The organism is Amycolatopsis xylanica, from assembly GCF_900107045.1.
GTDB lineage: Bacteria > Actinomycetota > Actinomycetes > Mycobacteriales > Pseudonocardiaceae > Amycolatopsis > Amycolatopsis xylanica.
This window is the reverse complement of sequence record NZ_FNON01000001.1, coordinates 129,250-150,787: the sequence shown is the minus strand read 5'-3', so window position 1 is coordinate 150,787 and position 21,538 is coordinate 129,250. Positions and strand designations below refer to the sequence as shown.

The following is a 21,538-nucleotide window of genomic DNA, read 5'->3' as shown; positions in this document are numbered from 1 at the left end:
CCGAAAATGGATCCACTCAAGAGAAAGAGAACCACTCTTGATGCGAGGAACTAGGCAGGCCCTCGGCCTTGCCGCACTGATACTCGCGCTCGGCGCGACGATCGGTACCGCCAGCGCGCTGGCATCCCCCGCCCCGGAGCTGGCCAGACCGGCTTACTGGAACCACGAAGGAATCACGAAGTAGTTCCCCACTGAAGGGGCCCCGCCGCCATACCGGCGGCGGGGCCGTCAGATCAGCCTCCCAGGATGCAGAGCAGGTTGCACGCGGTCGCCGACGAGCCCGCGGTGGTCACCGGCGTGCTGCCGGTCGGCGTGTACGTCGCCGACGCCGTATTGGTCAGCGGCAGCAGTACCAGCAGGACAGATGATGAGCAGTAGACCTGTTTCGCCGTCCCCGGCGCGAGCGAGAACGTCCCGGCCGCCGTCGCGCACGACGGTTGCGCCGCGTCGTTGACCTTCGCGGCCGTGATGCCGATCGGGCCTTCGTTCGTCACCGTGATCCGCCAGTACGGGTGCGCGAGCAGCAGCCCGAGAATCCCGACCGGCGCCTGTTTCACCCAGGGTCCCGCGCCGCCCGGCCCGCAATCAGCCGCGTGGTGCGACGCGCAGATCTCCTTGTTCACCGTCACCTTCGGCAGGCACCCCTCACCAGGACTGACCGGGAAGCTCACCGTGTTGGACGTGATGGCGCCGCCCGCGTCGCCGCCGGTGGCCGTGTTCGTCACGCCGGTGGCCGTGCACGCCGCCGCGACCGTGGTCTGGAAGCAGACCTGGGGCGCGTCGCCGCGATAGGTGACCGTCGCCGATGGATGGTTGGCCGGCGTGAAGTCGCTGCCGTTGTTGAGGACCAGTGACACCGAGATCGAGATCGACGGATGCGCGGCGTACGAGATACCGGACAGGTCGATGGTGCCGTCCGGCGCGATGGCCGGGGTCGCCACCGTTCCGCCCGCGTCGGTGACCTTGACGGCCGACGCCGCCAGGTTCACGTTGGCGAGGTCGATGTTCTCCAGCTTGGCGTTCTGGTACCCCTGCACGTGACCGGTGCCGCCGTCGCAGTAGAACGCGGACGGGTTCAGGTCGATCGTGACGCCACTGTGGATACACGGTGAGGCGCCGGTCATCGGGTCCTCGGAGAACAGCACGCCCGCGTCGCCGAGGCCGATCAGGCACTGGGTGGTCGTGTCGTAGGCGTACCCGTAGTCGCGGGTCGTGCCACCGTTGACCCCCGGATGTCCGGCGGGCGTGGGGAATCCGGCGCAGGCGGCGGCCGTCGTCCAGTCGTAGCAGCTGGTCGAGCCCAGTGTGCGGCCCCAGGAACCGAAGTAGCTGCGGACGTGCCCGTCGGCGGTGGTGACGGTCTCCGGGTTGAAGACCAGCTCACCGGACAACAGCGAGGAGAAGACCGACGGCGGCGTCAGTGACGTACCGTCCAACGCGTAGCAGAAGCCCGTGGGCACGGCGCCGATGGCCGTTCCGCAGGCGCCGACCGCGTTTCCTGTTGTGTTGTAAGCGGTGTACGCACTGTAGGAGATGTAACCGGACGCCGGTCCGATGGGCCTGGGCGTGCCCCAGAACACGCACGCGGTCGTCGTCGCCGGGTCGAAGCAGCCGAGCACCGGCGCCTGGCCGCTCGGTGACGAGGAGACGAAGATCTTGTCGTTCGCGACGGTGAGCGAGCCGACGTAGTTGGCGCTGCCTTGGCCGTTTCCAGGTGCGACGGCCGCGTACGGCTGACCGGCGCACGGGGTGCGGGTCGCCATCGTCAGGCACAGCACCTGGCCGGTGCTCCCGACGCCGTAGACATTGCCGCCGGAAGCGACGAGCCCGCCGATGTTGGTGACGGCGTTGGTCGCCAGCGGGAAGAACCCGCAGTTCTCCCGCTGTTCCAGGTCGAGGCAGCCGACACCGGTGCCCGAGGCGGTGGTTCCGCCGTAGTAGACCACTCCTGGCCGTCCGGGATCCTGGACGTACTGCTCGATGAACGCACTCGCGATGTCACCGGTGTTGCCCGACCCGAACGGGCCAGGCGTGGTGTTCACCGGCTTCGGCCAAGGTCCGCCCGCGCACAGCGAGCCCGCCGACAGATCGACGCAGACGAGCTTCGCCGAGGCCGCGCCGGCGTGGTGGAACATGTTCCACGACTCGACGGAGCCCGAAGCCTTCCGGTGCAGGATCGGCGTGTAGCCGTCACCACCGGTCGCGGTCGCGGCGGCTTGCACCGGCGGCAGCAGAGTCCCGGTGAGCGTCGTGCCTCCCGGGCGCGCGTTCTGGTTGGTGGCGCGCACGGAAACCGTGGCGGCGCCGGGATCGTTCGGCTGGAACAGCGTGCCGTCCTGTGACCAGGCCGGGGTCCAGCCGGGTGGGACCTTCAGCGAGCCGGGCACGTAGGTCTGCGCGGATCCGGCGCCGGGGATCGGGTCCGTGATGGTGGACGGCCCGCCCGCGGTGTTCGCGTAGTCGACGACCCAGTTGAGCGTGTCGCCGTGGTTCACCGGGTTCGCGCCGGGATGGGTCAGATTCTGCGCGCTTTTGGTGAGCACCGAGGGCGCGGCGGCGCCCACGTCCGGTGCCAGGACGATCATCGCGGCGAGCAACATCCCCACCGCCGGTATCGCAGATTTACGCAGGCCGAACCGCCTGGCTCTTCGCGTCATTTCCGCCCCTTCACAGCATGGATCAGGTGTGACACCTGGCCAAGTGCAAGCGGAAGCCTAAGATCCGGAAGCCGTTGCCAACAACGGCGTTCACTGAAATGCCACAGCGGACCATCCGGTTGGCGCAGGGCATTTCCCCGGTTTGTTTTTCACCATTTTTCAAGTCGTGAGCACGCGCGGGCAAAAGTCGCTTGACCGTTCCGCCGAAAGGGGCTCGTGCGCGTTGCGGGCGGTTCTAACCGCCCGCAACGCGCACGAGCCTTTCTAGCCGAGCCCGCCAAGGATGTCGACCAGCGCGGCAGGCTGGCGGAAGAAGCCCGTGTGACTGCTCGGGATCGAGTGGACGCGGAAGGGGTTGGTGGGCGTCAGCGCGTCGGCTTCGGCGATGTAAAGATCCTGGGCTTCGGGCGGCATCGCGCGGTCCTGAGTGGTGCGGACGAAGGTGTGCGGGACCTGACCCCAGGTGGCTTTGTCCGCACGATGATCCCAGGCAGGGTCGGTCTGCCAGAAGATCTCGTCCGGCTGGGAGTAGCCGATGAACGCCAGGTACTGCTGCGGGGTGAGTTCCGCGCACACCGCCTTGCGAAGCCTTTCGAGTGTCGCGGCATCGGCGCCACGCCAATTCAGGCGAATGAAACCGAGGTCGACCGGATTGCCGACCGTGATCGCCAGAGCCGCCGGAAGAAAGTCACTCGAAGCCCACGACGGGCCCGCCGGATATTCGGCCGCGGCGCTGTTCACCGGGCATTGGGCCGCGATGTAAACGACGTGGGCCAGCAGCTCCGGCACCGCGTTGGCGACCGCCGTGATGACGAGGCCCCCGAAACTGTGCCCGGCCAGGATGACCGGGCCGTGTTCGCGGACGCGGCGGACCACGTCGATCACGTGGCCGATGGTCTCCTCGGCCGTCACGCCCGCCAGCGAAGACGGCTCGCTCGCGAAGGTTTCGAGGTCTTGGTCGTGATAGGCCTGACTGAAGCCCGCGCCCCGGCCAGGCAGATCGACCGCGATCGTCCGGTGGCCGCGCAGTGTCATTTCCTGCTGGACCATCGACCAAGCGCGGGCGTTGCTACCGGATCCGTGAACGAAAACGTAAGTGGGATTCATGGGCCCGATTATGAACACAGACCACGTAAACGGCGTGAGAATCGCACCTTAGGGCGAAAAACCCAGCCCTAAAAGGAATCAGCCACAATTAATTCAAAGAGGATAAAATAAGGCCCCCCATGGCCACGTTCGTATTGTACCACAAAGGGGTCGTGAGTGTTTTGGCCGGTTAGAACCGGCCGGAACACTCACGAGGGTCAACCGGCAGTGATGTTGACGACGTTGGCCGCGAGGAAGTTGTCGATCTGACCGCGTTCGACATCGGACACCGGTGCGACCGCGGCCATGCCGCCGAGCGGGCCGGGCGGGGCGCCCTTGACCAGCTCGACCGGGATGGCGAGCGAGCCGGTTTTGCCTGCCTTCAAGGGTTTCATCGTGCACACGACGATCTCGGGCACCAGGGGGTCGCGGTCGGTCAGGCGCATCTTGCAGCCCGACGGCAACGGCTTCGCGTGGTCGACGTTGATGTAGAACGGGGTCACGTAGGTGAGCTGGAGGTCACCCTTCGCTTCATAAGGCGCTTTGCTGCCGTACGTGAGAGTGACCTTGGCCGACTGCGTGTCCGAGACCGCGGGGACCGTGTTGGTCAGGTACAGGTCGACCGGGTCGCCGTCGGGCAGCTTGGGCGTCGGGCGGGTGATGACCACCTGCGCGTAGTTCCAGTTGTCGCCGAGGTCGGCGTCGGCGCCGGTGGGCGCGGCCATGGCCATGCCGCGCACGCGGCCGACGAACCGGACGCGCGTGGTCGCGGCCACCGGGATGCCGACCGTCAGCTCCTTGCCCGCGGCGATCGGGCCAGGGATACGGCAGGTGACCACCTCCGGGATCGTCGGATCCGGGTCGGTCAGGCGCATCTCGCAGCCGGCGGGCAACGGCTTGTCGTGATCCACGTTGAGGTACGTCGGGGTGACATAGGTGAGCGCGACCGGGCCCGCGAACTCGGCGGATCCGCCGTTGAGCACGCGTAACGTCTGCACGCCCGTCGCGCCCGGCGCCACGGACAGCGCGTTCGACGACAGCGTCAGGTCGGCGGTTCGCGGCGGCGCCGATGGCGCGGCGAGTGCTATCGCCGGGGCGGCCTCGACGACAGGAGCAGCCGGACCCGAAGTCACTGGATCCGACGCCGCCGGGAGCGGCAGAACCGCCCAGGCGATCACCAATGCGGACGCCGGCATCACGCGCAGCCACCGAACGGATGATGTCCCGGCGGTGCGGTGCCGACCCATGAGCCACTCCCCTGCTCGTCCAGCGCGGTTCACGCTCGATCGATGCTAGGGCACTCTGTGTCACCACAACGAGTGAATCCTGCCGCCCCCGGTACCCACTCAGCGGTGTCCACAGTGGACGGTCAGCGGGTGACGCAGCCCTCGATCTGCGGAAGGTCGTGGCCGAGCCGGTCGCGTTTCGCGGTCAGGTAGCCGATGTTGTGGTCGTTCGGGGCCATCAGCAGCGGCACCCGCTCGGTCACCCGGATGCCGGAGGACTCGAGCGCGCTGATCTTGTCGGGGTTGTTCGACATCAGCCGCACCGACCGCACCCGCAGGTGCTTCAGGATCCTGACGGCGGGTGAGTAGTCGCGGATGTCGACCGGCAGGCCGAGCGTCGTCGCGGAGTCGAGTGTGTCGAGCCCCTGCTCGTCCTGCAGGACATGGGTGCGCACCTTGGCGACCAGGCCGATGCCGCGGCCCTCGTGCCCGCGCAGGTACACCAGGATGCCGCCGCCCTCGCGGACGATCGCGTCCAGCGCGGAGTCGAGCTGCTCACCGCATTCGCAGCGCATCGCGCCGAAGATGTCACCGGTCATGCACTCGGAGTGCACCCGCACGAGCACGTCCTCACGCGGCGGCGCCGCCCCGAAGACCAACGCCATGTGCTCGAAGCCGTCGGCGCGGAAAGCCACCGCGCGGAAGGTGCCGCGGCGGGTCACCAGCTCGGATTCGGCGACGTCGTCCTGTCGAAAAGCTTGCTCGTGCATCCAGTCCCCTAGTCAGCGCGCTCCGGTTGATCGTTCACTACGCTCGGCCGGAGTCCGTACCGTAACCCCTTGGAGGACGTCGGTGTTCAGCGTCACCGTCCGCGATCACGTGATGATCGCCCACAGTTTCCGCGGCGAGGTCTTCGGTCCGGCCCAGCGTCTACATGGAGCAACGTTCGTAGTGGACGCTCGGTTCAAACGGCCGGAACTCGACGCCGACAACATCGTCGTCGACATCGGACTGGCCACTGTGGAACTCGGCAAGGTGCTCGCCGAGTTCAACTATCGCAACCTGGACGAAGTACCCGCTTTCGCCGGGATCAACACCTCGACCGAGTACCTGGCCAAGTACATCGCCGACCGGCTCGCGGACCTGGTGCACGACGGCACGCTGGGCGAAGGCGCGCGCGGGCTCTCCGCGATCGAGGTCACGCTGCACGAGTCGCACGTCGCGTGGGCCGGTTACGAACGCGCGCTGTGATCGAGGCCGTACTGCCCGGTGACGTGGACGATCCCGCCGCGCCCAGCGGCGGGAACGTCTACGACCGGCGCGTCTGCGCACGCCTGGACGTGCGCGAAACGGCCATCCCGGGCACTTGGCCGCGCCCTGACGCGCACGCCCGCGCGGAGCTGGCCGACACGCTGGCGGCGTTCCCTGACGACACCACGGTGCTGCTGGACGGGCTCGTGGCCTGCGGCGTTCCCGAAATCGTCGTGCCAGAAGCAGGCAGGCTCCGCCTGGCGGTGCTGGTTCACCTGGCGCTGGCGGACGAAACCGGCCTGGAGCCCTCACTCGCCGCCGAACTGGACCGCAAGGAGCGCGAAGTCCTGCGGGCCGCGAGCGCGGTCATCGCGACCAGCCCGGCCGCGGCGCGGCAGCTGGAGCGTCACCACGGACTCGGCAAGGTCCACGTAGTCACGCCCGGCGTCGATCCCGCGCCGCTCGCCCGAGGCACCGACGGCGTCTCCCGCCTGCTCTGCGTGGCGTCCGTGACCCCGCGCAAGGGCCATGACCTGCTCGTCGAAGCGCTCGCGGCGGTCGACGACCTGTCGTGGCACTGCGTCTGCGTCGGACCGCTTCGCGACACCGTGCACACGGAACGTATCCGCGAGCTGATCTCACACCATGGACTAGGTGACCGCGTCGAACTCACCGGCCCGCTCACCGGAAAGCCGCTCGACGAGGCCTACGCCACGGCCGACCTCTTCGTGCTCCCGTCCCGTGCCGAGACCTACGGCATGGTCGTCACCGAGGCGCTTGCGCGCGGCATTCCCGTGCTCGCCAGCGCTGTTCCTGACGCGCTCGGTGACGGCGGACTGCTCGTCCCGCCCGGCGCGCTGACCAGCGAACTCCGCCGCTGGCTGACCGACGGGGAACACCGGGACGACCTCCGGGCGAAGGCGAGGCGCCGCCGAGCCGAACTGTCCACATGGGACGAAACCGCCCGTGCGATGAACGAGGTGCTGGCTACTCTGCGGGCATGAGCTTCGCACCAGAATGGCTCGCGCTGCGCGAGCAGGCCGACGCCGACGCCCGCTCGACCGAGCTGCTCGACCTGCTCGAGCCGCTTGGCGAAACCCGATTGAACCGAACCCCCTTGGTCCTTCGTGACTTAGGTTGTGGAACGGGATCGATGGGACGCTGGCTCGGCGCGCGGCTGGGCGGCACGCCGCACTGGGTGCTGCACGACCGTGACCCGCGCCTGCTCGCGCTGGCCGGTGCGAGCATGACCGCCGGGAGCGTGGAGACACGCGAGGGCGACCTCACCGCGCTGCGTGCGGAGGACTTCGAAGGCACCTCGCTGGTGACCGCGTCGGCGCTGCTCGACCTGCTCACTCGTGACGAGTTGAACGACTTGGCGGCCGCATGCGTATCAGCCGGTGTGCCCGCCCTGTTCACGCTCTCCGTCACCGGCGAGATCGAGTTCGAGACGGCCGAGGCGCTCGACGCGGAGTTCGAGGCGGCTTTCAACGCGCATCAGCGGCGAGTGGCCGACGGCCGCCGCCTGCTCGGTCCGGACGCCGTCGCGGCGGCGGCCGAGGCGTTCGCGGACACCGAGGTCCACACCCGCCCGAGCCCGTGGCGGCTGGGCGACGGCCAGAAGGCACTGGCCGCGGAATGGCTTCGCGGCTGGGTCGGCGCGGCCGTCGAGCAGGAACCAGGCCTCGCCGCCGAAGCACCCGCCTACCTGCGACGACGGCTCGCGGACGGCCCCCATGTCCTGGTCGGGCACACCGACCTACTGGCGATACCGAGGACGACCTGATGAAGCGTTTCTGGCCGTGGCTGCGTTTGCTGCTGGCGCTCGGGATATTGGCCGCGCTGGGTTTCCGGCTCGGCACCGGCGCCTTCGTTGACGGGCTGCGTGCCGTCACTGGCCCCTCGGTGCTCGCCGCGCTCGGCATCGGGCTGCTGACCACCGTGTTCAGCGCCTGGCGCTGGTGCGTCATCGCGCGCAGGCTCGGCCTGCCGCTGAGCCTCAAGTCCGCGGTTTCCGACTACTACCGGGGTTTGCTGCTCAACGCGGTGCTCCCGGCGGGCGTGCTCGGCGACGTGCACCGCGCGGTCAATCACGGCCAGCAGTCGGGCGATGTCGGACGCGGTGTGCGCGCGGTCGTGTTCGAGCGGTTCGCCGGTCAGGCCGTTCTCATCGCCGTCGGGATCGCGGTCGTGTTCACGCAGTCGACGCTGCCGGTCGACCTGGCGCCGAGCGGTGGCGCGGTGCTGATCACGCTGGCCGTGCTCGCCGCCGCGGCCGTCTTCGTCGCGAAGAACGCTCGCGCCCGGCGCGCGGTGCTGACCACCTGGGCCGACGCCCGGGTCGGGCTGCTGTCGCGGGAAGCCTTGCCACGGGTGGTTTTCCTGTCCGCGGCGACGCTCGCGGGACATGTCGCGCTGTTCCTCGTCGCGGCCAAGGTGGCGGGTTCGACGGCGTCGATCGGGCAGCTGTTCCCGCTGATCGTGCTGACCTTGCTGGTCATGGCCGTGCCGGTCAACATCGGCGGTTTCGGGCCCCGCGAAGCGTTCCTGGCGGTCGCCTTCAACGCGGCCGGACTCGGCGCCGCGCAGGGTCTGACCACCGGCGTGGTCTACGGCGTGCTCGCGCTGATCGCCGCGCTGCCCGGGGTGTTCGTGTTATTCCGCAGGCTCGAAAAGCCCGAGGTAGTCCGCGAAAGCACTGGTCAGCGCACCGAGAAGGCCCTCGCCTTTGCGGGCTGACGCCAGCGAAGGCCGCCCGACGACCCCGGAAGCCGTGTACGGCGCCAGGCCGTGGGTCAGCATGTGCGGACGCGGGCCGCTGTCGTGATCACTCGTCTCGAAGCCGGGCCGGAGCAGTTCCGGATGCGCGTGCAGCAGGATCGACGTCTCCAGCTCGCCCGCGTGCATGTCGGCGTACGACGACGTCTCGATACCGGCCGCGGCGCGTGCGGTGTCCCAGTCGTGGGTGCCCGGGAACAGCGCCATCCGGCCGCGCGACTCCTGAACGATGTTGCGCAGCACGTAGTTGCCGCCGTGGCCGTTGACCAGCACCAGGTTCTCGACGCCGGAAAGCCGCAGCGACGCGGCGATGTCTTCGATGACCGTGATGAGCGTTTTCGCCGAAATGCTCACCGTGCCGGGCCAGGACGCGTGTTCCTGCGAGCACGAGATCGTGATCGGCGGGAGCGGCTGGACCGGGTAGGCGGCCGCGATCGCGTCGGCGATGGCGCAGGCGATGACCGTGTCGGTGGTCAGCGGCAGGTACGGGCCGTGTTGTTCGAAGCTGCCGACCGGCAGCACCGCCACGGCCGCCCGGCGGTCGCGCACGTCGGCCGTGGTGTCACGAGGAAGCATGCTCACGACGGTAGTCAATCCGGTGGCAGAGGGCCGGAAGCTCGCCGCTCGCCAGCCGGGGCAGCACCGACGGCAGCTCGTCGAACGGGCTTTCCCCGGTGACCAGCGTGTCGAACACCGGGTCGGCGAGCAGATCGAGCGCGAGTGCCATGCGGTCGGCATACGTCCGGTCCGGGCGGGCGACCGTGCCGACCTGGCTGCTGCGCACGGTCAGCCGCCGTGAGTGGAAGAACTCGCCGAGCGGCACGCTGATCCGGCGGTCGCCGTACCAGCTCAGCTCGATGACCGTGCCTTCCGGCGCGAGCAGGCCGAGCGCCGTCTCCAGCCCCGCCTCCGACGCGCTGGCGTGCACGACGAGGTCGCATGATCCCAAGGCGGCTTTCGGGTCCGCGAAGCCGACGCCCAGCCGGTCCGCGATGGCCGCCCGGCCGGGATCGGCGTCGACCAGCTGCACCCTGGCGCCGGGGAATTTCGCCAGCACCGCGGCGACGCTCGCGCCGACCATGCCGCCGCCGACGACCGCGATCCGGTCCCCGATCAGCGGTTTCGCGTCCCAGACGGCGTTGACGGCGGTCTCGACCGTCCCGGCGAGCACCGCGCGTTCCGGCGGGACGGTGTCCGGCACCAGCGTCAAAGCCGACTCGGGGACGACGTAATGCGTCTGATGTGGATAGAGGCAGAAGACGGTCCGGCCGGTCAACCGGCCTGTTTCGACCACACCCACATTGAGGTACCCGTATTTGACCGGCCACGGGAAGTCACCCTCCTGGAACGGCGCGCGCATGACCTCGTACTGGTTCTCCGGGACCTCACCACGGAAGACGAGCGCCTCGGTTCCCCTGCTCACGCCGGTGAAGAGCGTGCGGACCAGCGCCTCGCCCTCGGCGGACGCGGGCAGTGTGACGGACCGGATCTCACTTTTTCCGGATCCGTTGAACCAAAAGGCCCGTGCCTGTCGTGTCATCTACAACCTCCGAGAAAGCGGTCCACAATGGTCACACTTCAGCACAGCCCGGCGCCCGCCGTAGAAGAGCAAGGCGCCTGGGCGGGCCTGCAGGTCCTCCTGCTGGGCGTGCTCGGCGCGACGGCCGGGCTGGGCACGGCGGGCTGGCTCGCCGGGCTGGCGTACGGGCTCGCCACCTGGGTTCTCCTCAGCTACGCGATGGACCGGTCGGGCACCCGCTCGCTGGGACCGGCCGACCGGGTCACCCTCGCACGGGGCGTGCTCGTCGGCGCGGTGACCGCGCTGGTGGCGCAGCGGTCGGACGCGACCACGGTGCTCGTCACGTTCACCGCGGTGGCGCTGGCGCTCGATTTCGTCGACGGGCAGGTCGCGCGGCGCACGGGCACCGCATCGGCGCTGGGCGCGCGGTTCGACATGGAGGTCGACGCATTCCTGATCCTGGTGCTGAGCGTGCACGTCGCGTTCGCGCACGGGCCGTGGGTGCTGGCGATCGGCGCGATGCGGTACGTGTTCGTGGCGGCGTCCTGGGTGCTGCCGTGGCTCACCGGCGAACTGAAGCCGAGCTACGCGCGCAAGACAGTGGCCGCGCTTCAAGGAATTCTCCTGGTCGTGGCGGCGTCGGGGCTGCTCCCGCACGCCGGGTACCTGGCCGGGCTCGCGCTCGCGCTGCTCGTGTGGTCGTTCGGCCGCGATGTGGTCTCGCTCTGGCGTTCTCGAATGGTGTCCAACTCGTCCGTGGTGGAAGGATGTTCCCGTGTCTGAGGCAAAAGCCGCCGTCCGTATCGGCAACGTGGTGCTGTGGGTGCTGCAGGTGGCGCTCGCCGCCTACATCATCTACAGCGGGTACACGCTGTTCGGCGACAACTACGTGAAGAAGTTCGACGAGATCGGCTTCGGCCAGTGGCTGCGGTACGTCACCGGCGTGCTGGAGATCGCGGGCGGTCTCGGCTTGCTGATCCCGCGCCTGTGCGGGCTCGCGGCGCTGGGGCTGGTCGGCGTCATGGCCGGCGCGGTCGGGACGGAACTGTTCCTGCTGGCCAAGGGTGGCCCGATGCTGCCCGCGATCCTGCTCGCCGCGGCCGCGGTGATCGCGTGGTTCCGCCGGGACACGATCAAGGCGCTGGTCAGCCGCTCGTGATCTTCGGGAAGTAGCGCAGCACGGCGACGTCACCGAGTTTCACCACGTCTTCGAGGTGGAACCGGCGTGCGGGCCCGCCGGGGAATTCGGCGGGCTGGAGGAAGCGTGGCGCGGCGGCCTGGCCGATGAGCATCGGCGCGACCGCCATCCGGACCTCGTCGGCCAGTCCGGCGGCCAAGAACGCGGTGTGGATGCTCGCGCCGCCCTCGACCATCAGGCGGTCGACGCCGCGTGCGCCGAGATCGTCCAGCAGCGCGCCGAAATCGATGGACCCGCCCAGCGAGACGACGTCGGCCAGGTCGTCGAGCTTGAGCGCCCGCTCGCCGGAATCCGTGGTGTACACCAGTTTCCGGCCACCGCAGTGCCAGAACTTCAGGTCCCGGCCGAGGTCACCCGACCTGGTGACCGTGACCTTCAGCGGATATTCGGGCCGCCCGCTCGCGACGCGGTCCGACCGCCGTTCGGCACAGTTGACGAGCAGGCGCGGATTGTCCGTCCGCACCGTCTCGGCGCCGATCAGGATGGCGCCCGATTCGGCGCGGATCTGGTCGACACGATCGAAATCCTCGGCGTTGGACAACGGGAACCGGACCGCGCTGAGGTCGTCGATGTGGCCGTCGACGCTGACGGCGACGCTCAGCAGCACATACGGACGAGTCACGACTCACACGGTACCCATTGAACTGAGAAGTAGCCGCGCACGTATCTAAGGGCAGTACCGAGAGAGGCAAAGCATTGGCGTTTTTGAAAGGTCCCTGGCCGGCACGCGTCTTGACCGTGCTCGCGGGCCTGCTGGTGCTCGTCGTGCTCACCGCGCCCACCCACCTCGACCAGCTGACCCCGGCCGCGTTCCTGCGCGTCCCGATCGAAGGCCTCATCGGCGTGGTGGTGCTGCTGGCGCTCCCCGACCGTGCCCGCCGCGTGGCCGCGGTGGCAGGCGGCATCGCGCTCGGCCTGCTCGCGGTCGTGAAGATCCTGGACATCGGCTTCGACGCGGTGCTGTTCCGCCCGTTCGACCTGGTGCTGGACTGGCCGCTTTTCGGACCCGGCGTCGAGTACGTCGACGTGACCTCAGGCCGCACCGCCGCGATCGGCCTGGTCGTGCTGGCGCTGGTGCTGGTCGCGGGCCTGGTCGTGGCTTCGACGTGGTCGGTGCTGCGCCTGAGCCGCGCGGTCGTCCGGCGCCGTCCGGTGGTCTTGCGCTCGGTCGCGGTGCTCGCGGTCGTGTCGTTCACGCTCACGGTGCCGGGCGTGCCGATCATGTCCACGAACGCGGCGAACCTGGTCAGCGCGCATGCCCGCCAGGTGAACGCGGGCCTCCGCGACCGCTCGGAGTTCGCGGCGGAGGCCGCCGTCGACGCGTTCCGCGACACCCCGGCCCGCGATCTCCTGACGGCCTTGCGCGGCAAGGACGTGATCGTGTCGTTCGTCGAAAGCTACGGCCGGGTGGCGCTCGAACATCCCGAGATGGCGTGGCAGGTCGGCCAGGTGCTCGACGAGGGAACCACCACGCTGCGTTCGTTGGGTTATTCGTCGCGGAGCGCGTTCCTGACGTCGCCGGTTTCGGGTGGCGGCAGCTGGATGGCGCAGGCGACGTTCCTGTCCGGGCTGAAGGTCGACAACCAGCAGCGCTACCAAACGCTGGTGGCGAGCGACCGGCTGACGCTGAACCGGGCCTTCCAGCGCGCGGACTGGCGTTCGGTCGGGGTCATGCCGGGGATCACGCGGGCTTGGCCGGAGGGCCAGTTCTTCGGGTACGACCGGATTTACGCGGCCGACGACCTCGGCTATCGCGGGCCTCGTTTCAGCTACGCGACCATGCCGGATCAGTACACGCTTTCGGCGTTCCAGCGCGATGAGCACACTGGCCGCCATGCGCCGGTGATGGCGACGATTCCGTTGGTGTCGAGCCATTTGCCGTGGACGCCGCTGCCGCATCTGATCGGCTGGGACCAGGTCGGCGACGGCTCGGTCTACGCGCCGATGACCACCGGCGACGACCCGCACGACGCGATCTACTCGCGTGACCCGGCGGTGGTGCGCGCGGACTACCGCAAGTCGATCGAATACTCGCTGGGTTCGCTGATCTCGTACGTGAAGACGTATGGCGACAACAACCTGGTGCTGGTGTTCCTCGGCGACCATCAGCCCAACGCGATGGTCACCGGGGAGAACGCCGGGCGGGACGTGCCGATCACGATCGTGGCCCGCGATCCGTCGGTGCTGGACCGCATCTCGGGCTGGGGCTGGACGGACGGGCTCAAGCCCGCGCCCGGCGCTCCGGTCTGGCCGATGAACGCTTTCCGCGACCGGTTCCTGACGGCCTTCAGCCCGCCCGCGCCTTCTCCCCCGCCCGCGCATTGAGCTGGTCGTGAGTGTTTAGGCCGGTTAGAACCGGCCGGAACACTCACGACCCCATACGGTGGGTGCGTGGAGAACGTGGCCGGGCTGAGGCTGCCGTCGCCCCTGGTCGAGCTTGAGGACGAGCGGGTGGCCAGGCATGGGGTCCGGGTCTGGCTCAAGCGGGACGATCTGATCCATCCGGAGTTCCCGGGCAACAAGTGGCGCAAGCTCAAGTACAACGTCGCCGCCGCCAGGGAGCAGGGCGCGTCGACGCTGGTGACGTTCGGCGGGGCCTACTCGAACCACATCCGGGCGGTGGCCGCGGCCGGGCGGCACTTCGGGTTCGAGACCGTCGGGATCATCCGCGGCGAGAAGCACGAGCCGCTCAATGATTCGCTGGCCTACGCCGAACGCACCGGCATGCGGCTCGAGTACGTCGACCGCGAGACCTACCGCGAGAAGCACCGGCTCGAGTTCGGCGACGCCTACGTGATCCCCGAAGGCGGGGCGAACGCGCACGGGGTCCGGGGCTGCCGGGAACTCGTCGGCGAGATCGGTGTCGACTTCGACGTGCTCTGCTGCGCCTGCGGGACGGGCAGCACGCTCGCCGGGGTGGCAAAAGGGCTCGCCGCGCACCAGCGGGCGCTCGGGTTCGCGGTGCTGAAAGGGGCCGGGTTTCTCAACGACGACGTCAAGGCGCTCCAAAAAGCGGCCTTCGGGGAAACCACCGGGAATTGGTCGATCGAACTCGATTTCCACTTCGGCGGATACGCCAAGCGGAAACCGGAATTGGACGAGTTCATCGCGAGCTTCGAGCAGGCCGCCCTCGACTGGGTATACGAGGCCAAGATGATGTACGGGCTCTACGCCCTCATCGAGAGCGGGCGGTTCGAACGCGGCACCACCCTGGTCGCGCTCATCGCGTGAAGGCACGCGATGAGCGCGAAACGGGTCAGGCCGCGTCGGTGAGGACCGCGTTCGTCGAGACGGCCGCCGTGCCCGCGTAGTTGCGCTGGACGCGGGCGGCCTCGCTCGAGTTGGGATTGGTGTTCTGGCAGCTGACGCCGCCGGTCGAGCCCGACATCAGCGACGAGCAGGGACCCGGCTTGATGTCGGGCAGGCCCAGGGTGTGGCCGATCTCGTGGGCCGCGATGCGCACCACGTTGTAGCCCTGGTTGACGGCCTCCCGGCCCATCCAGACGGTCGCCGTCCCGGTGGGGCGGACCGGGCCGAGGTTGGCCTGCGGCCAGCCGTCGGTGGCGACGACCCGGATGTTCACGCGCTGGCCGGGGGTGGCCTTGACGATCCGGACGTTGGTGACGCTGGTGTTCCAGACGTTGACGCCCGCCGCGACCTGGGTCTTGAACTCCCCGGCCTGGCTGTCGTCGTAGGTGAGGGTGGTGGCGAGGATCTCGGGGGCCGCGGCGGCGGGCGTCGCGGAGACCGCGACCAGGGGCAGCGCCAAGGCGGCGCCGGCCAGAACACCGGCGAAAGTACGTCGAAGCACGTTCTACTCCTCGGGTCTGTACGTGCTGAGCGGTGTCGACATCTTTGGGCGCCAGTGTGATCTTATGACCGATTCGACCCCTTCCGACACCCTCCGAACGTCGCCTGTCGCCTAACGTGACGAGGGGGTCGTGAGTGGTATGGCCGGTTAGAACCGGCCACACCACTCACGACCTCAGACGACGTTGGAGCGGGCCGAATCCGGGAGCGAGGACGGCGAGCCGCCGACGCTGGACTCGAGTGCCGCCGTGACGATGCGGCCGCGGTCGTCCGAGGAGAGGACGCCGTTGTCGACCAGCTCGGCGGTGACCGCCTTGACGTGGCGCACGAAGCTGTCGTGCGACGCGTATTCGGCGTTCTCGGCGATGATGTCGTTGATCGTGCAGCCGTTGCCGGTGTCGATGTTCTCGACCTGGCTGTCGATGTCGCCGATGACGACCGTCTCGCGGACGTCCGAGTCGGGGCAGGCGTCCGGCCTCGGCCCGATCTGGACCACCTTGAAGCTGCCCGACTGCTCGGCCGCGACGTTGCCCGCCTTGTCGGTCGCGCGGTACTTGAGCACGTGCGAACCCAGCGCCGTCACCACGATCGGCGCCGGGTAGACGGTCCACAAGCCACTGTCCAGTTTGTACTCGATCGAGGCGACGCCGGAGCCGGAGTCGGCGGCGGTCACCGTGACCGTCGCTTTGCCGACATAGGACCAGTTGGCGTCCTGGTCGCCGGTCACCGCGGCCGCGACCGTCGGCGCCGTCGTGTCATCGCCCGCGACCACGGTGAACGTCACCGTGCCCTCGGGTGAGACATTGCCCGCCTTGTCGGTCGCGCGGAAGGTCACCGTGTGCGCGCCAGCCGTGGACACCGGGAACGGCGCGGCGTAAGCGGTCCACGCGCCACCGTCCACTTTGTACTCGATGGTGCCGACGCCGGAACCGGCGTCCGTGGCCGCCACCGTGACCGTGGCCTTGCCGACGTAGTTGCCGTCACCGTCCTTGGTGCCGTCGACGGCGGCCGAAACGGTGGGCGCGGTCGTGTCGCTCTTCACGACCGTGAAGTGGGACATGCCCTCCGGCGAGGTGTTGCCCGCCTTGTCCGTGGCGCGGTAGTGGAACATGTGCATGCCCGCGGTGTTCACCGCGACGGCCGCCGTGTACGCGGTCCACGCACCGCCGTCGAGCTGGTACTCGACCTTGTCCACACCGGACTCCGCGTCGGTGGCGGTCAGCGAAACCGTGGCCACCTCGACGTAGTTGCCCTGAGGATCGCGCTGCCCTGTCAGCGCGGCCGTGACCGTCGGCGGCGTGGTGTCCTGCGCGGGACCGTCGACGATCGTGAACGACGCCATGCCTTCCGGCGACGTGTTCCCGGCGACGTCCGTGGCCCGGTAATGGACCATGTGCGCGCCGAGTGTGGAGACCGTGACCGGCGCGGTGTACGCGGTCCAGGCCCCACTGTCTACTTTGTACTCGGTCTTGGCCACGCCGGACTGGGTGTCGGTCGCGGTCAGCGTCACACTGGCCGACTTGATGTAGTTGCCCTGCGGGTCCTTCTGGCCCGTCACCGCCGCGGTGACCGTCGGCGGAGTCGTGTCACCCCCACCGCCGTCGGTGACGATCAGCTCGCCGGTCATCGTCTCGTGGCCGGGGAAGGCGCAGAAGTACCGGTATTTTCCGGGCAGCAGGGTCACGGTGACCTCGTGGCGGCCGTTCGTCGGGTCGAACGGGTTCGCCACGATGTTCGTCGTCACGTTGTGGTTGTAGCCGTCGGTCGTGGTGTCGAAGGTCAGCGTGTGCGACATCCCGGAGGTGTTGCCGGTCGCCTCGCTGTTCTCGAAGACGATCGTGGTCTCACCCGCGACGGCCGTCGCCGGCGCGGACGCGTACGCGGTGACACTGTTGTTCGCGGTCCAGGTGAGCGTCTGGAGCGGGGCCAGCGGCAGCAGCCGGGCCGACGCCGGCGTCGCCAGCAGCCCTAACGTGATCAGCACCGCGCCCAGCGCGGCGAAAGCTTTTCTTACCATCGCGGGGAAAACCTTCCTCGAGGAGAAAGACCGGCCGGGCGTGTCGCGCACGCCCGGCCGGTTCGCACTACAGCTGCCGCACGCGTATGTTGCGGAACTCGACCAGATCGTTGTCACCGTGGTTCTGCAGCCCGATGTAGCCGGTCAGGAACTGCCGCAGATCCGTCGGCGGGTCACCGGCGCGGGACGACTGCTTGCCGGGCGTGTTGTCGAACTCGTTGATCACCGCGCCGTTGCGGATGATCGTGTAGTGCTGTCCGACGACCTTGATCTCGTAGTCGTTCCAGGTGCCCTTCGGCCTGGCTCCGGCTTGATCGAGCGGCTGCGGGTCGAAGTTGTAGATCGACCCCGTCTTCTGCGGCTCGCCCGTCTCACCGTCGTAGATCTGGACTTCGTGTCCACAGTAGATCGCCACCCACGCCTGCGAGGTGCGCGCGGAGCCGACCGTCCCGCAGCTACCCGGCGGCCGTTCGGCCAACGGGGTCCGCGGGTCGGGGAACCGGGTGAACACGCCGCTGTTGGCGCGGCCGTCGCCCGGCGCGATGTCCTTGAACTGCAGTTTCACCGAGAAGTCGCCGTACTGCTGCTTGGCGTACCAGAGCATGCCCAGCCCGCCGGAGGGCCGCAGTGACCCGTCCGGCTGAATGGAGAACTGCCCCGATGGCGCCTGTGCCCAGTTGCGGAACGACTCGGCCGTGCCGTCGAAGATCGCGTCGTAGCCGGTGGTCCCGGCCTTGCCGATCGGCGATGCGACGGCCGCCGCGTTGAGCTTGTCCGACTCCGCCGCGGTGATCACGCCGAGGTCCACCAGCGACTCCGTGACCAGCTCGACGTGGTTGACGAAACCGGCGTGCGAAGACCACGTGCTCTCGTCGTCGATCAGGTCGTCGACCCGGCAGCCACCGCCCGCGAGATGGTTGCCCACGGTCGTGTCGGTGTCCCCGAAGGTCACCGTGACGCCCGGATCCGCTGTCAGGCAACCGACATTGATCGAACTTCGCGTCGTCACCGCTTCGCCGTCCGCGTAGGTCACGGTCAGCTTCGCGGTGTAGATCCCGGTGCGCGGGTAGGTGTGCTTCGGATCGGCCTGAGTGGACACCGAGCCGTCACCGAACTCCCACCGGTACGAGACGCCGCCGGACTTCGAGCCGGTGAACGCCGCCATCAGCGGCTTGTTCTGCACCATGGTCGACGACGCCGTCGTGGCCGGAGTCGCACCACCGCCGATGTAGCTGATCTTCAGCAGCTTCTGGTTCTCTTGCAGGGTGAAGAAACCGCTGCCGTAGTCGAGCACGTACAACGCCCCGTCCGGCCCGAACTTGGCGTCCATCCAGCTCTGCAGCTTCGTGTCACCGCCGCCGCCGGGCAGGATCTGCCGCAGTGTCTCGGCGAACACCGGCGGCTGGTGCGTGGGCACGCCGTTCGGGTCGACGGTCACCGCGATGCGGTTCTGCGAGTTGCTCTGGTCACCGATGAGCCACTTGTTGTCCCAATAGGACGGCCAAGCGACGCCGCTGTTGATGTTGACCAGGTTGCGGTGGTACGTCGGGCCGGACATGACCGCCTGGCTGCCACCACGCAGGTACGGCTGGGTGTACGTGGCGTCCGCCGCGTTGTACGTCGGGACGGAGCTGTTGGGACGGTTGGGGAACACCGGCCCGCCACCGTCCGGCGAGTACCAGATCATGTTGTCCTTCACCGGCGGCAGGTTCACCAGGCCGGTGTTGCGCGGGGACGTGTTGATCGGGTTGTTGCAGTCGTACCAGCCGGTCAGCTCGGCCGCGTTGGTGGAACTGCGGTCGCGGTACGGCTGCCGGTTGCCCATGCAGTACGGCCAGCCGTGGTTGCCGGCCTCGGTGATGATCGTGGCCGTCTCGTACTTCGCCGGGCCGAGTTCCGGGCTCGGCGAGGACGCGTCCGGCCCGACCCACGCGGCGGTGAGCCAGTTGGTCACCGGGTCGATCTGCAGGCGCGAGATGTTGCGCACGCCCATCACGTAGATCTCGGGCTTGGTCTTGTCGGCCGGATACTGGCCGACCGGGAACAGGTTGCCTGCCGGGATCGTGTACGTCCCGTTGGCCTCCGGGTGGATCCGCAGGATCTTGCCGCCGTAGTCGTTGGTGTTACCGGCCGTGCGGCGAGCGTCCTGGAAGGACAGGCCCTTGTACTCCAGCGTCCAGTTGTTGCCGGAGTATCCGTTCGAACCCTGCGACGAGTTGTTGTCACCGGAACCGACGTAGAGGTTCCCGTCCTTGTCGAACGCCATGCCGCCACCGGCGTGGCAGCAGCTGTGGATCTGGACGTCCCACGACATCAGGTCCTTGCGGGTCGCCTGGTCCAGCGTCTGCTTGGCAAGGTCGTAGGTGAACCGCGAGATCGTCCGCTTGCCGATGCGCTTGTCACGGTCGATCGACTCGTGCGGCATCCAGTAGGCGTACATCCAGCCGTTCTCGCTGAACTTCGGGTCCAGCACGAGACCGAGCAGGCCCTCCTCGTTCTTGACCAGCTCGTCGCCGGAGCCGCGGTTGCCCATGACCTTCAACGTGGTCAGCAGCTTGACCTGCTTGGTCGCCGGGTCGTACTGGTGGATCGTGCCGCAGCCGAGGCCGACGTTCGGGTCGTCCCAGCTGACGATCGGGCCGGTCGGGCAGGCCGCGCGGCCGATGTAGAACACCCGGCCGTTGGGCGCGATCGTGAGCCCGTGCGGCTCACCGATCTGGTCCATCTGACCGGGCTGGTTCTTCGCGGTCAGGCGCTCGACTTTGTAGTTGGCCGCGATGCCCGCCTTGCAGTCACCGCGGACCATGCCGGTGGTCCAGCGCAGCGCGCCGAGCACGTGGTTGCGGAACTGCGTGTCGCCGTAGCTGGCCTCGGTGCGGCCCATGCTGGTGTAGAAGGAGCGGCCGCCGTCGTAGTCACGGCACCACGAAACCGGGTGGAACGGGCCGTTCGCGCCGGCGCCCGGGGTGTAGGTCTTCTCCTCGACCTGCGCGACCGTGTGCACGGTGCCGACCGGGTTCGTCTCCCAGTTCAGCCAGCGGTCGGTGCGCGTCCAGTTCTTCGGCAGGCCCGAGGTGGCCGGGTGCGCGCCGTCGAGCACGTCCACGACGGCCGCCTGCGGAGCGGGCTCCGGGGGCGGCGGGGTGTTCGAGTTGTCCTTGAACAGCTTGAGATCCGCGAGCTGGACGATGTTCTCGCCGGAGTTGGCGGTGATGTTCAGCCGGTAGTTCGCGTAGACCGTGGTGTTGGTGAACGTGAACGTCCTGGTCTGGAACCGCTCGCCGAAGACCTCGTTGGTCCGCGAGTCGAGGTCGGTCCAGGTGCTGCCGTCGTTCGACCCCTGCAGCGTCCAGTTCTTCGGGTCGCGGCCGGGCGCGTCGTTCGCGGAGACGAGCGCGTAGCTGCTCACCGCGACCGGCGCGGCCATCTTGTACGCGGCCCAGCCGGTGCTCTGGAAGGCCAGCCACTTGGTGTTCTCGTTGTTGTCGGCCAGCTTGTCCTTGGTCTCGTTCGGCGGGTTCTCCGCGCTCGCGGTCACCGACGCGACGGCCTCGGGGGTGGGCCGCGCGCCGACCGGGCGGGCGCCGATCAGGCCGGTGAACCACTGCGAGCCGTCCTGCGCGCGAGCCGCGTCGGACAGGCCGAGGAAGCCGCCGCCCGCCTTCATGTAGCCCTGCAGCGCGGTTTCCTGGTCACGGCTGAGCGTGACGCCTTGCGCCGAAAGGAAGACGACGCCGCGGAACTTGGCCAGGTTCGCCGGGGTGAACACGCCGGGGTCCGAAGAGGACGTGACCGTGATCCCGTTGGCCTGCCCCAGGCTCGCGATCGCGTCGGCGGCGCGGACCACCGGGTCCTTCTGGTCGGCCGCGGCGCCGGCGAACACCAGCACGTTGACCGGCACGTTCGCGGCGGGCGCCGCCTGCGCGACCGGTGTGATCGTCAGCGGCGCACCTGCCGTGACGACGGCACCGACCGCCATAGCGGCTATGGATCGCC

General features: G+C 68.7%; 18 protein-coding genes. 8 read left to right on the top strand and 10 right to left on the bottom strand.

Features of this window, described 5'->3' with window-relative positions; all coding sequences use genetic code 11:
- Positions 1-233: 233 nt before the first annotated feature.
- The 4 genes from BLV57_RS00640 to BLV57_RS00625 all read right to left on the bottom strand — a co-directional run bounded on the left by BLV57_RS00640 (position 234) and on the right by BLV57_RS00625 (position 5,739).
- Positions 234-2,657, bottom strand: a complete 2,424-nt coding sequence (locus BLV57_RS00640) for a DUF7617 domain-containing protein (protein WP_245757076.1) — start codon at positions 2,655-2,657, stop codon at positions 234-236.
- A 264-nt stretch (positions 2,658-2,921) separates the two neighbouring features.
- A complete protein-coding gene (locus BLV57_RS00635; RefSeq protein WP_091285239.1) occupies positions 2,922-3,764 on the bottom strand; it encodes an alpha/beta fold hydrolase in 843 nt (280 codons plus the stop codon).
- Between the two features lie 197 nt (positions 3,765-3,961).
- Entirely contained in the window at positions 3,962-4,990 is a 1,029-nt protein-coding gene (locus BLV57_RS00630) for a hypothetical protein (protein ID WP_143046938.1), read from the bottom strand.
- Between the two features lie 122 nt (positions 4,991-5,112).
- Complete coding sequence (locus BLV57_RS00625; protein WP_091285234.1) at positions 5,113-5,739, bottom strand: GTP cyclohydrolase II; 627 nt, start codon at positions 5,737-5,739, stop codon at positions 5,113-5,115.
- 82 nt (positions 5,740-5,821) lie between these two features.
- On the opposite strand from BLV57_RS00625, the gene BLV57_RS43590 reads away from it, so the two are divergent.
- Genes BLV57_RS43590 through BLV57_RS00605 form a run of 4 tightly spaced genes read left to right on the top strand, consistent with a single transcriptional unit; the run spans position 5,822 to position 8,959 of the window.
- Positions 5,822-6,220, top strand: a complete 399-nt coding sequence (locus BLV57_RS43590; protein WP_091285231.1) for a 6-pyruvoyl trahydropterin synthase family protein — start codon at positions 5,822-5,824, stop codon at positions 6,218-6,220.
- On the top strand, positions 6,217-7,224 hold the full coding sequence (locus BLV57_RS00615; RefSeq protein WP_425425927.1) for a glycosyltransferase family 4 protein: 1,008 nt from the start codon (positions 6,217-6,219) through the stop codon (positions 7,222-7,224). Before BLV57_RS43590 ends, BLV57_RS00615 begins: the two co-directional genes overlap by 4 nt.
- Entirely contained in the window at positions 7,221-8,006 is a 786-nt protein-coding gene (locus tag BLV57_RS00610; RefSeq protein WP_091285227.1) for a class I SAM-dependent methyltransferase, read from the top strand. The genes BLV57_RS00615 and BLV57_RS00610 overlap by 4 nt, the downstream gene beginning before the upstream one ends.
- The gene (locus BLV57_RS00605) at positions 8,006-8,959 is read left to right on the top strand and encodes a lysylphosphatidylglycerol synthase transmembrane domain-containing protein (protein ID WP_091285224.1); all 954 of its coding nucleotides are present in this window, start codon (positions 8,006-8,008) and stop codon (positions 8,957-8,959) included. The genes BLV57_RS00610 and BLV57_RS00605 overlap by 1 nt, the downstream gene beginning before the upstream one ends.
- Here the strand turns inward: BLV57_RS00605 and BLV57_RS00600 are convergent.
- Together BLV57_RS00600 and BLV57_RS00595 are read right to left on the bottom strand one after the other, a co-directional pair.
- A complete protein-coding gene (locus tag BLV57_RS00600) occupies positions 8,876-9,574 on the bottom strand; it encodes a creatininase family protein (RefSeq protein ID WP_091285221.1) in 699 nt (232 codons plus the stop codon). The genes BLV57_RS00605 and BLV57_RS00600 overlap by 84 nt on opposite strands.
- The gene (locus tag BLV57_RS00595; protein ID WP_091285220.1) at positions 9,561-10,538 is read right to left on the bottom strand and encodes a zinc-dependent alcohol dehydrogenase; all 978 of its coding nucleotides are present in this window, start codon (positions 10,536-10,538) and stop codon (positions 9,561-9,563) included. The genes BLV57_RS00600 and BLV57_RS00595 overlap by 14 nt, the downstream gene beginning before the upstream one ends.
- Positions 10,539-10,565: 27 nt before the next feature.
- On the opposite strand from BLV57_RS00595, the gene BLV57_RS00590 reads away from it, so the two are divergent.
- The gene (locus tag BLV57_RS00590; protein ID WP_091285218.1) at positions 10,566-11,300 is read left to right on the top strand and encodes a CDP-alcohol phosphatidyltransferase family protein; all 735 of its coding nucleotides are present in this window, start codon (positions 10,566-10,568) and stop codon (positions 11,298-11,300) included.
- Positions 11,293-11,676 (top strand): DoxX family protein, encoded by a 384-nt coding sequence (locus tag BLV57_RS00585; protein WP_245757075.1) that lies wholly within the window; start codon positions 11,293-11,295, stop codon positions 11,674-11,676. The genes BLV57_RS00590 and BLV57_RS00585 overlap by 8 nt, the downstream gene beginning before the upstream one ends.
- On the opposite strand, the gene BLV57_RS00580 is transcribed toward BLV57_RS00585, so the two are convergent.
- Positions 11,663-12,337: a RibD family protein gene (locus BLV57_RS00580; protein WP_091285213.1), complete on the bottom strand. Its 675-nt coding sequence runs from the start codon at positions 12,335-12,337 to the stop codon at positions 11,663-11,665. The two genes, BLV57_RS00585 and BLV57_RS00580, sit on opposite strands and share 14 nt — an antisense overlap.
- A gap of 116 nt (positions 12,338-12,453) precedes the next feature.
- Between BLV57_RS00580 and BLV57_RS00575 the strand changes: the two genes are divergently transcribed.
- A complete protein-coding gene (locus BLV57_RS00575; RefSeq protein WP_245757197.1) occupies positions 12,454-14,040 on the top strand; it encodes an alkaline phosphatase family protein in 1,587 nt (528 codons plus the stop codon).
- A gap of 66 nt (positions 14,041-14,106) precedes the next feature.
- The gene (locus BLV57_RS00570) at positions 14,107-14,946 is read left to right on the top strand and encodes a 1-aminocyclopropane-1-carboxylate deaminase/D-cysteine desulfhydrase (RefSeq protein WP_245757074.1); all 840 of its coding nucleotides are present in this window, start codon (positions 14,107-14,109) and stop codon (positions 14,944-14,946) included.
- A 25-nt stretch (positions 14,947-14,971) separates the two neighbouring features.
- On the opposite strand, the gene BLV57_RS00565 is transcribed toward BLV57_RS00570, so the two are convergent.
- From BLV57_RS00565 to BLV57_RS00555, 3 genes are all read right to left on the bottom strand, one after another.
- The gene (locus tag BLV57_RS00565; protein ID WP_091285208.1) at positions 14,972-15,526 is read right to left on the bottom strand and encodes a snapalysin family zinc-dependent metalloprotease; all 555 of its coding nucleotides are present in this window, start codon (positions 15,524-15,526) and stop codon (positions 14,972-14,974) included.
- A 174-nt stretch (positions 15,527-15,700) separates the two neighbouring features.
- On the bottom strand, positions 15,701-17,542 hold the full coding sequence (locus BLV57_RS00560; RefSeq protein ID WP_091285204.1) for an OmpL47-type beta-barrel domain-containing protein: 1,842 nt from the start codon (positions 17,540-17,542) through the stop codon (positions 15,701-15,703).
- Positions 17,543-17,609: 67 nt separating this feature from the next.
- Positions 17,610-21,521, bottom strand: coding sequence for a ThuA domain-containing protein (locus BLV57_RS00555; RefSeq protein WP_176968453.1), 3,912 nt, complete (start codon positions 21,519-21,521; stop codon positions 17,610-17,612).
- Between the last annotated feature and the right edge of the window lie 17 nt (positions 21,522-21,538).

Coding starts and splice junctions, on each gene's coding strand:
- BLV57_RS00640 (WP_245757076.1), bottom strand. CDS start 2,657: ATGACGCGAAGAGCCAGGCGGTTCGGCCTGCGTAAATCTGCGATACCG.
- BLV57_RS00635 (WP_091285239.1), bottom strand. CDS start 3,764: ATGAATCCCACTTACGTTTTCGTTCACGGATCCGGTAGCAACGCCCGC.
- BLV57_RS00630 (WP_143046938.1), bottom strand. CDS start 4,990: ATGGGTCGGCACCGCACCGCCGGGACATCATCCGTTCGGTGGCTGCGC.
- BLV57_RS00625 (WP_091285234.1), bottom strand. CDS start 5,739: ATGCACGAGCAAGCTTTTCGACAGGACGACGTCGCCGAATCCGAGCTG.
- BLV57_RS00610 (WP_091285227.1), top strand. CDS start 7,221: ATGAGCTTCGCACCAGAATGGCTCGCGCTGCGCGAGCAGGCCGACGCC.
- BLV57_RS00605 (WP_091285224.1), top strand. CDS start 8,006: ATGAAGCGTTTCTGGCCGTGGCTGCGTTTGCTGCTGGCGCTCGGGATA.
- BLV57_RS00600 (WP_091285221.1), bottom strand. CDS start 9,574: ATGCTTCCTCGTGACACCACGGCCGACGTGCGCGACCGCCGGGCGGCC.
- BLV57_RS00595 (WP_091285220.1), bottom strand. CDS start 10,538: ATGACACGACAGGCACGGGCCTTTTGGTTCAACGGATCCGGAAAAAGT.
- BLV57_RS00590 (WP_091285218.1), top strand. CDS start 10,566: ATGGTCACACTTCAGCACAGCCCGGCGCCCGCCGTAGAAGAGCAAGGC.
- BLV57_RS00560 (WP_091285204.1), bottom strand. CDS start 17,542: ATGGTAAGAAAAGCTTTCGCCGCGCTGGGCGCGGTGCTGATCACGTTA.
- BLV57_RS00555 (WP_176968453.1), bottom strand. CDS start 21,521: ATGGCGGTCGGTGCCGTCGTCACGGCAGGTGCGCCGCTGACGATCACA.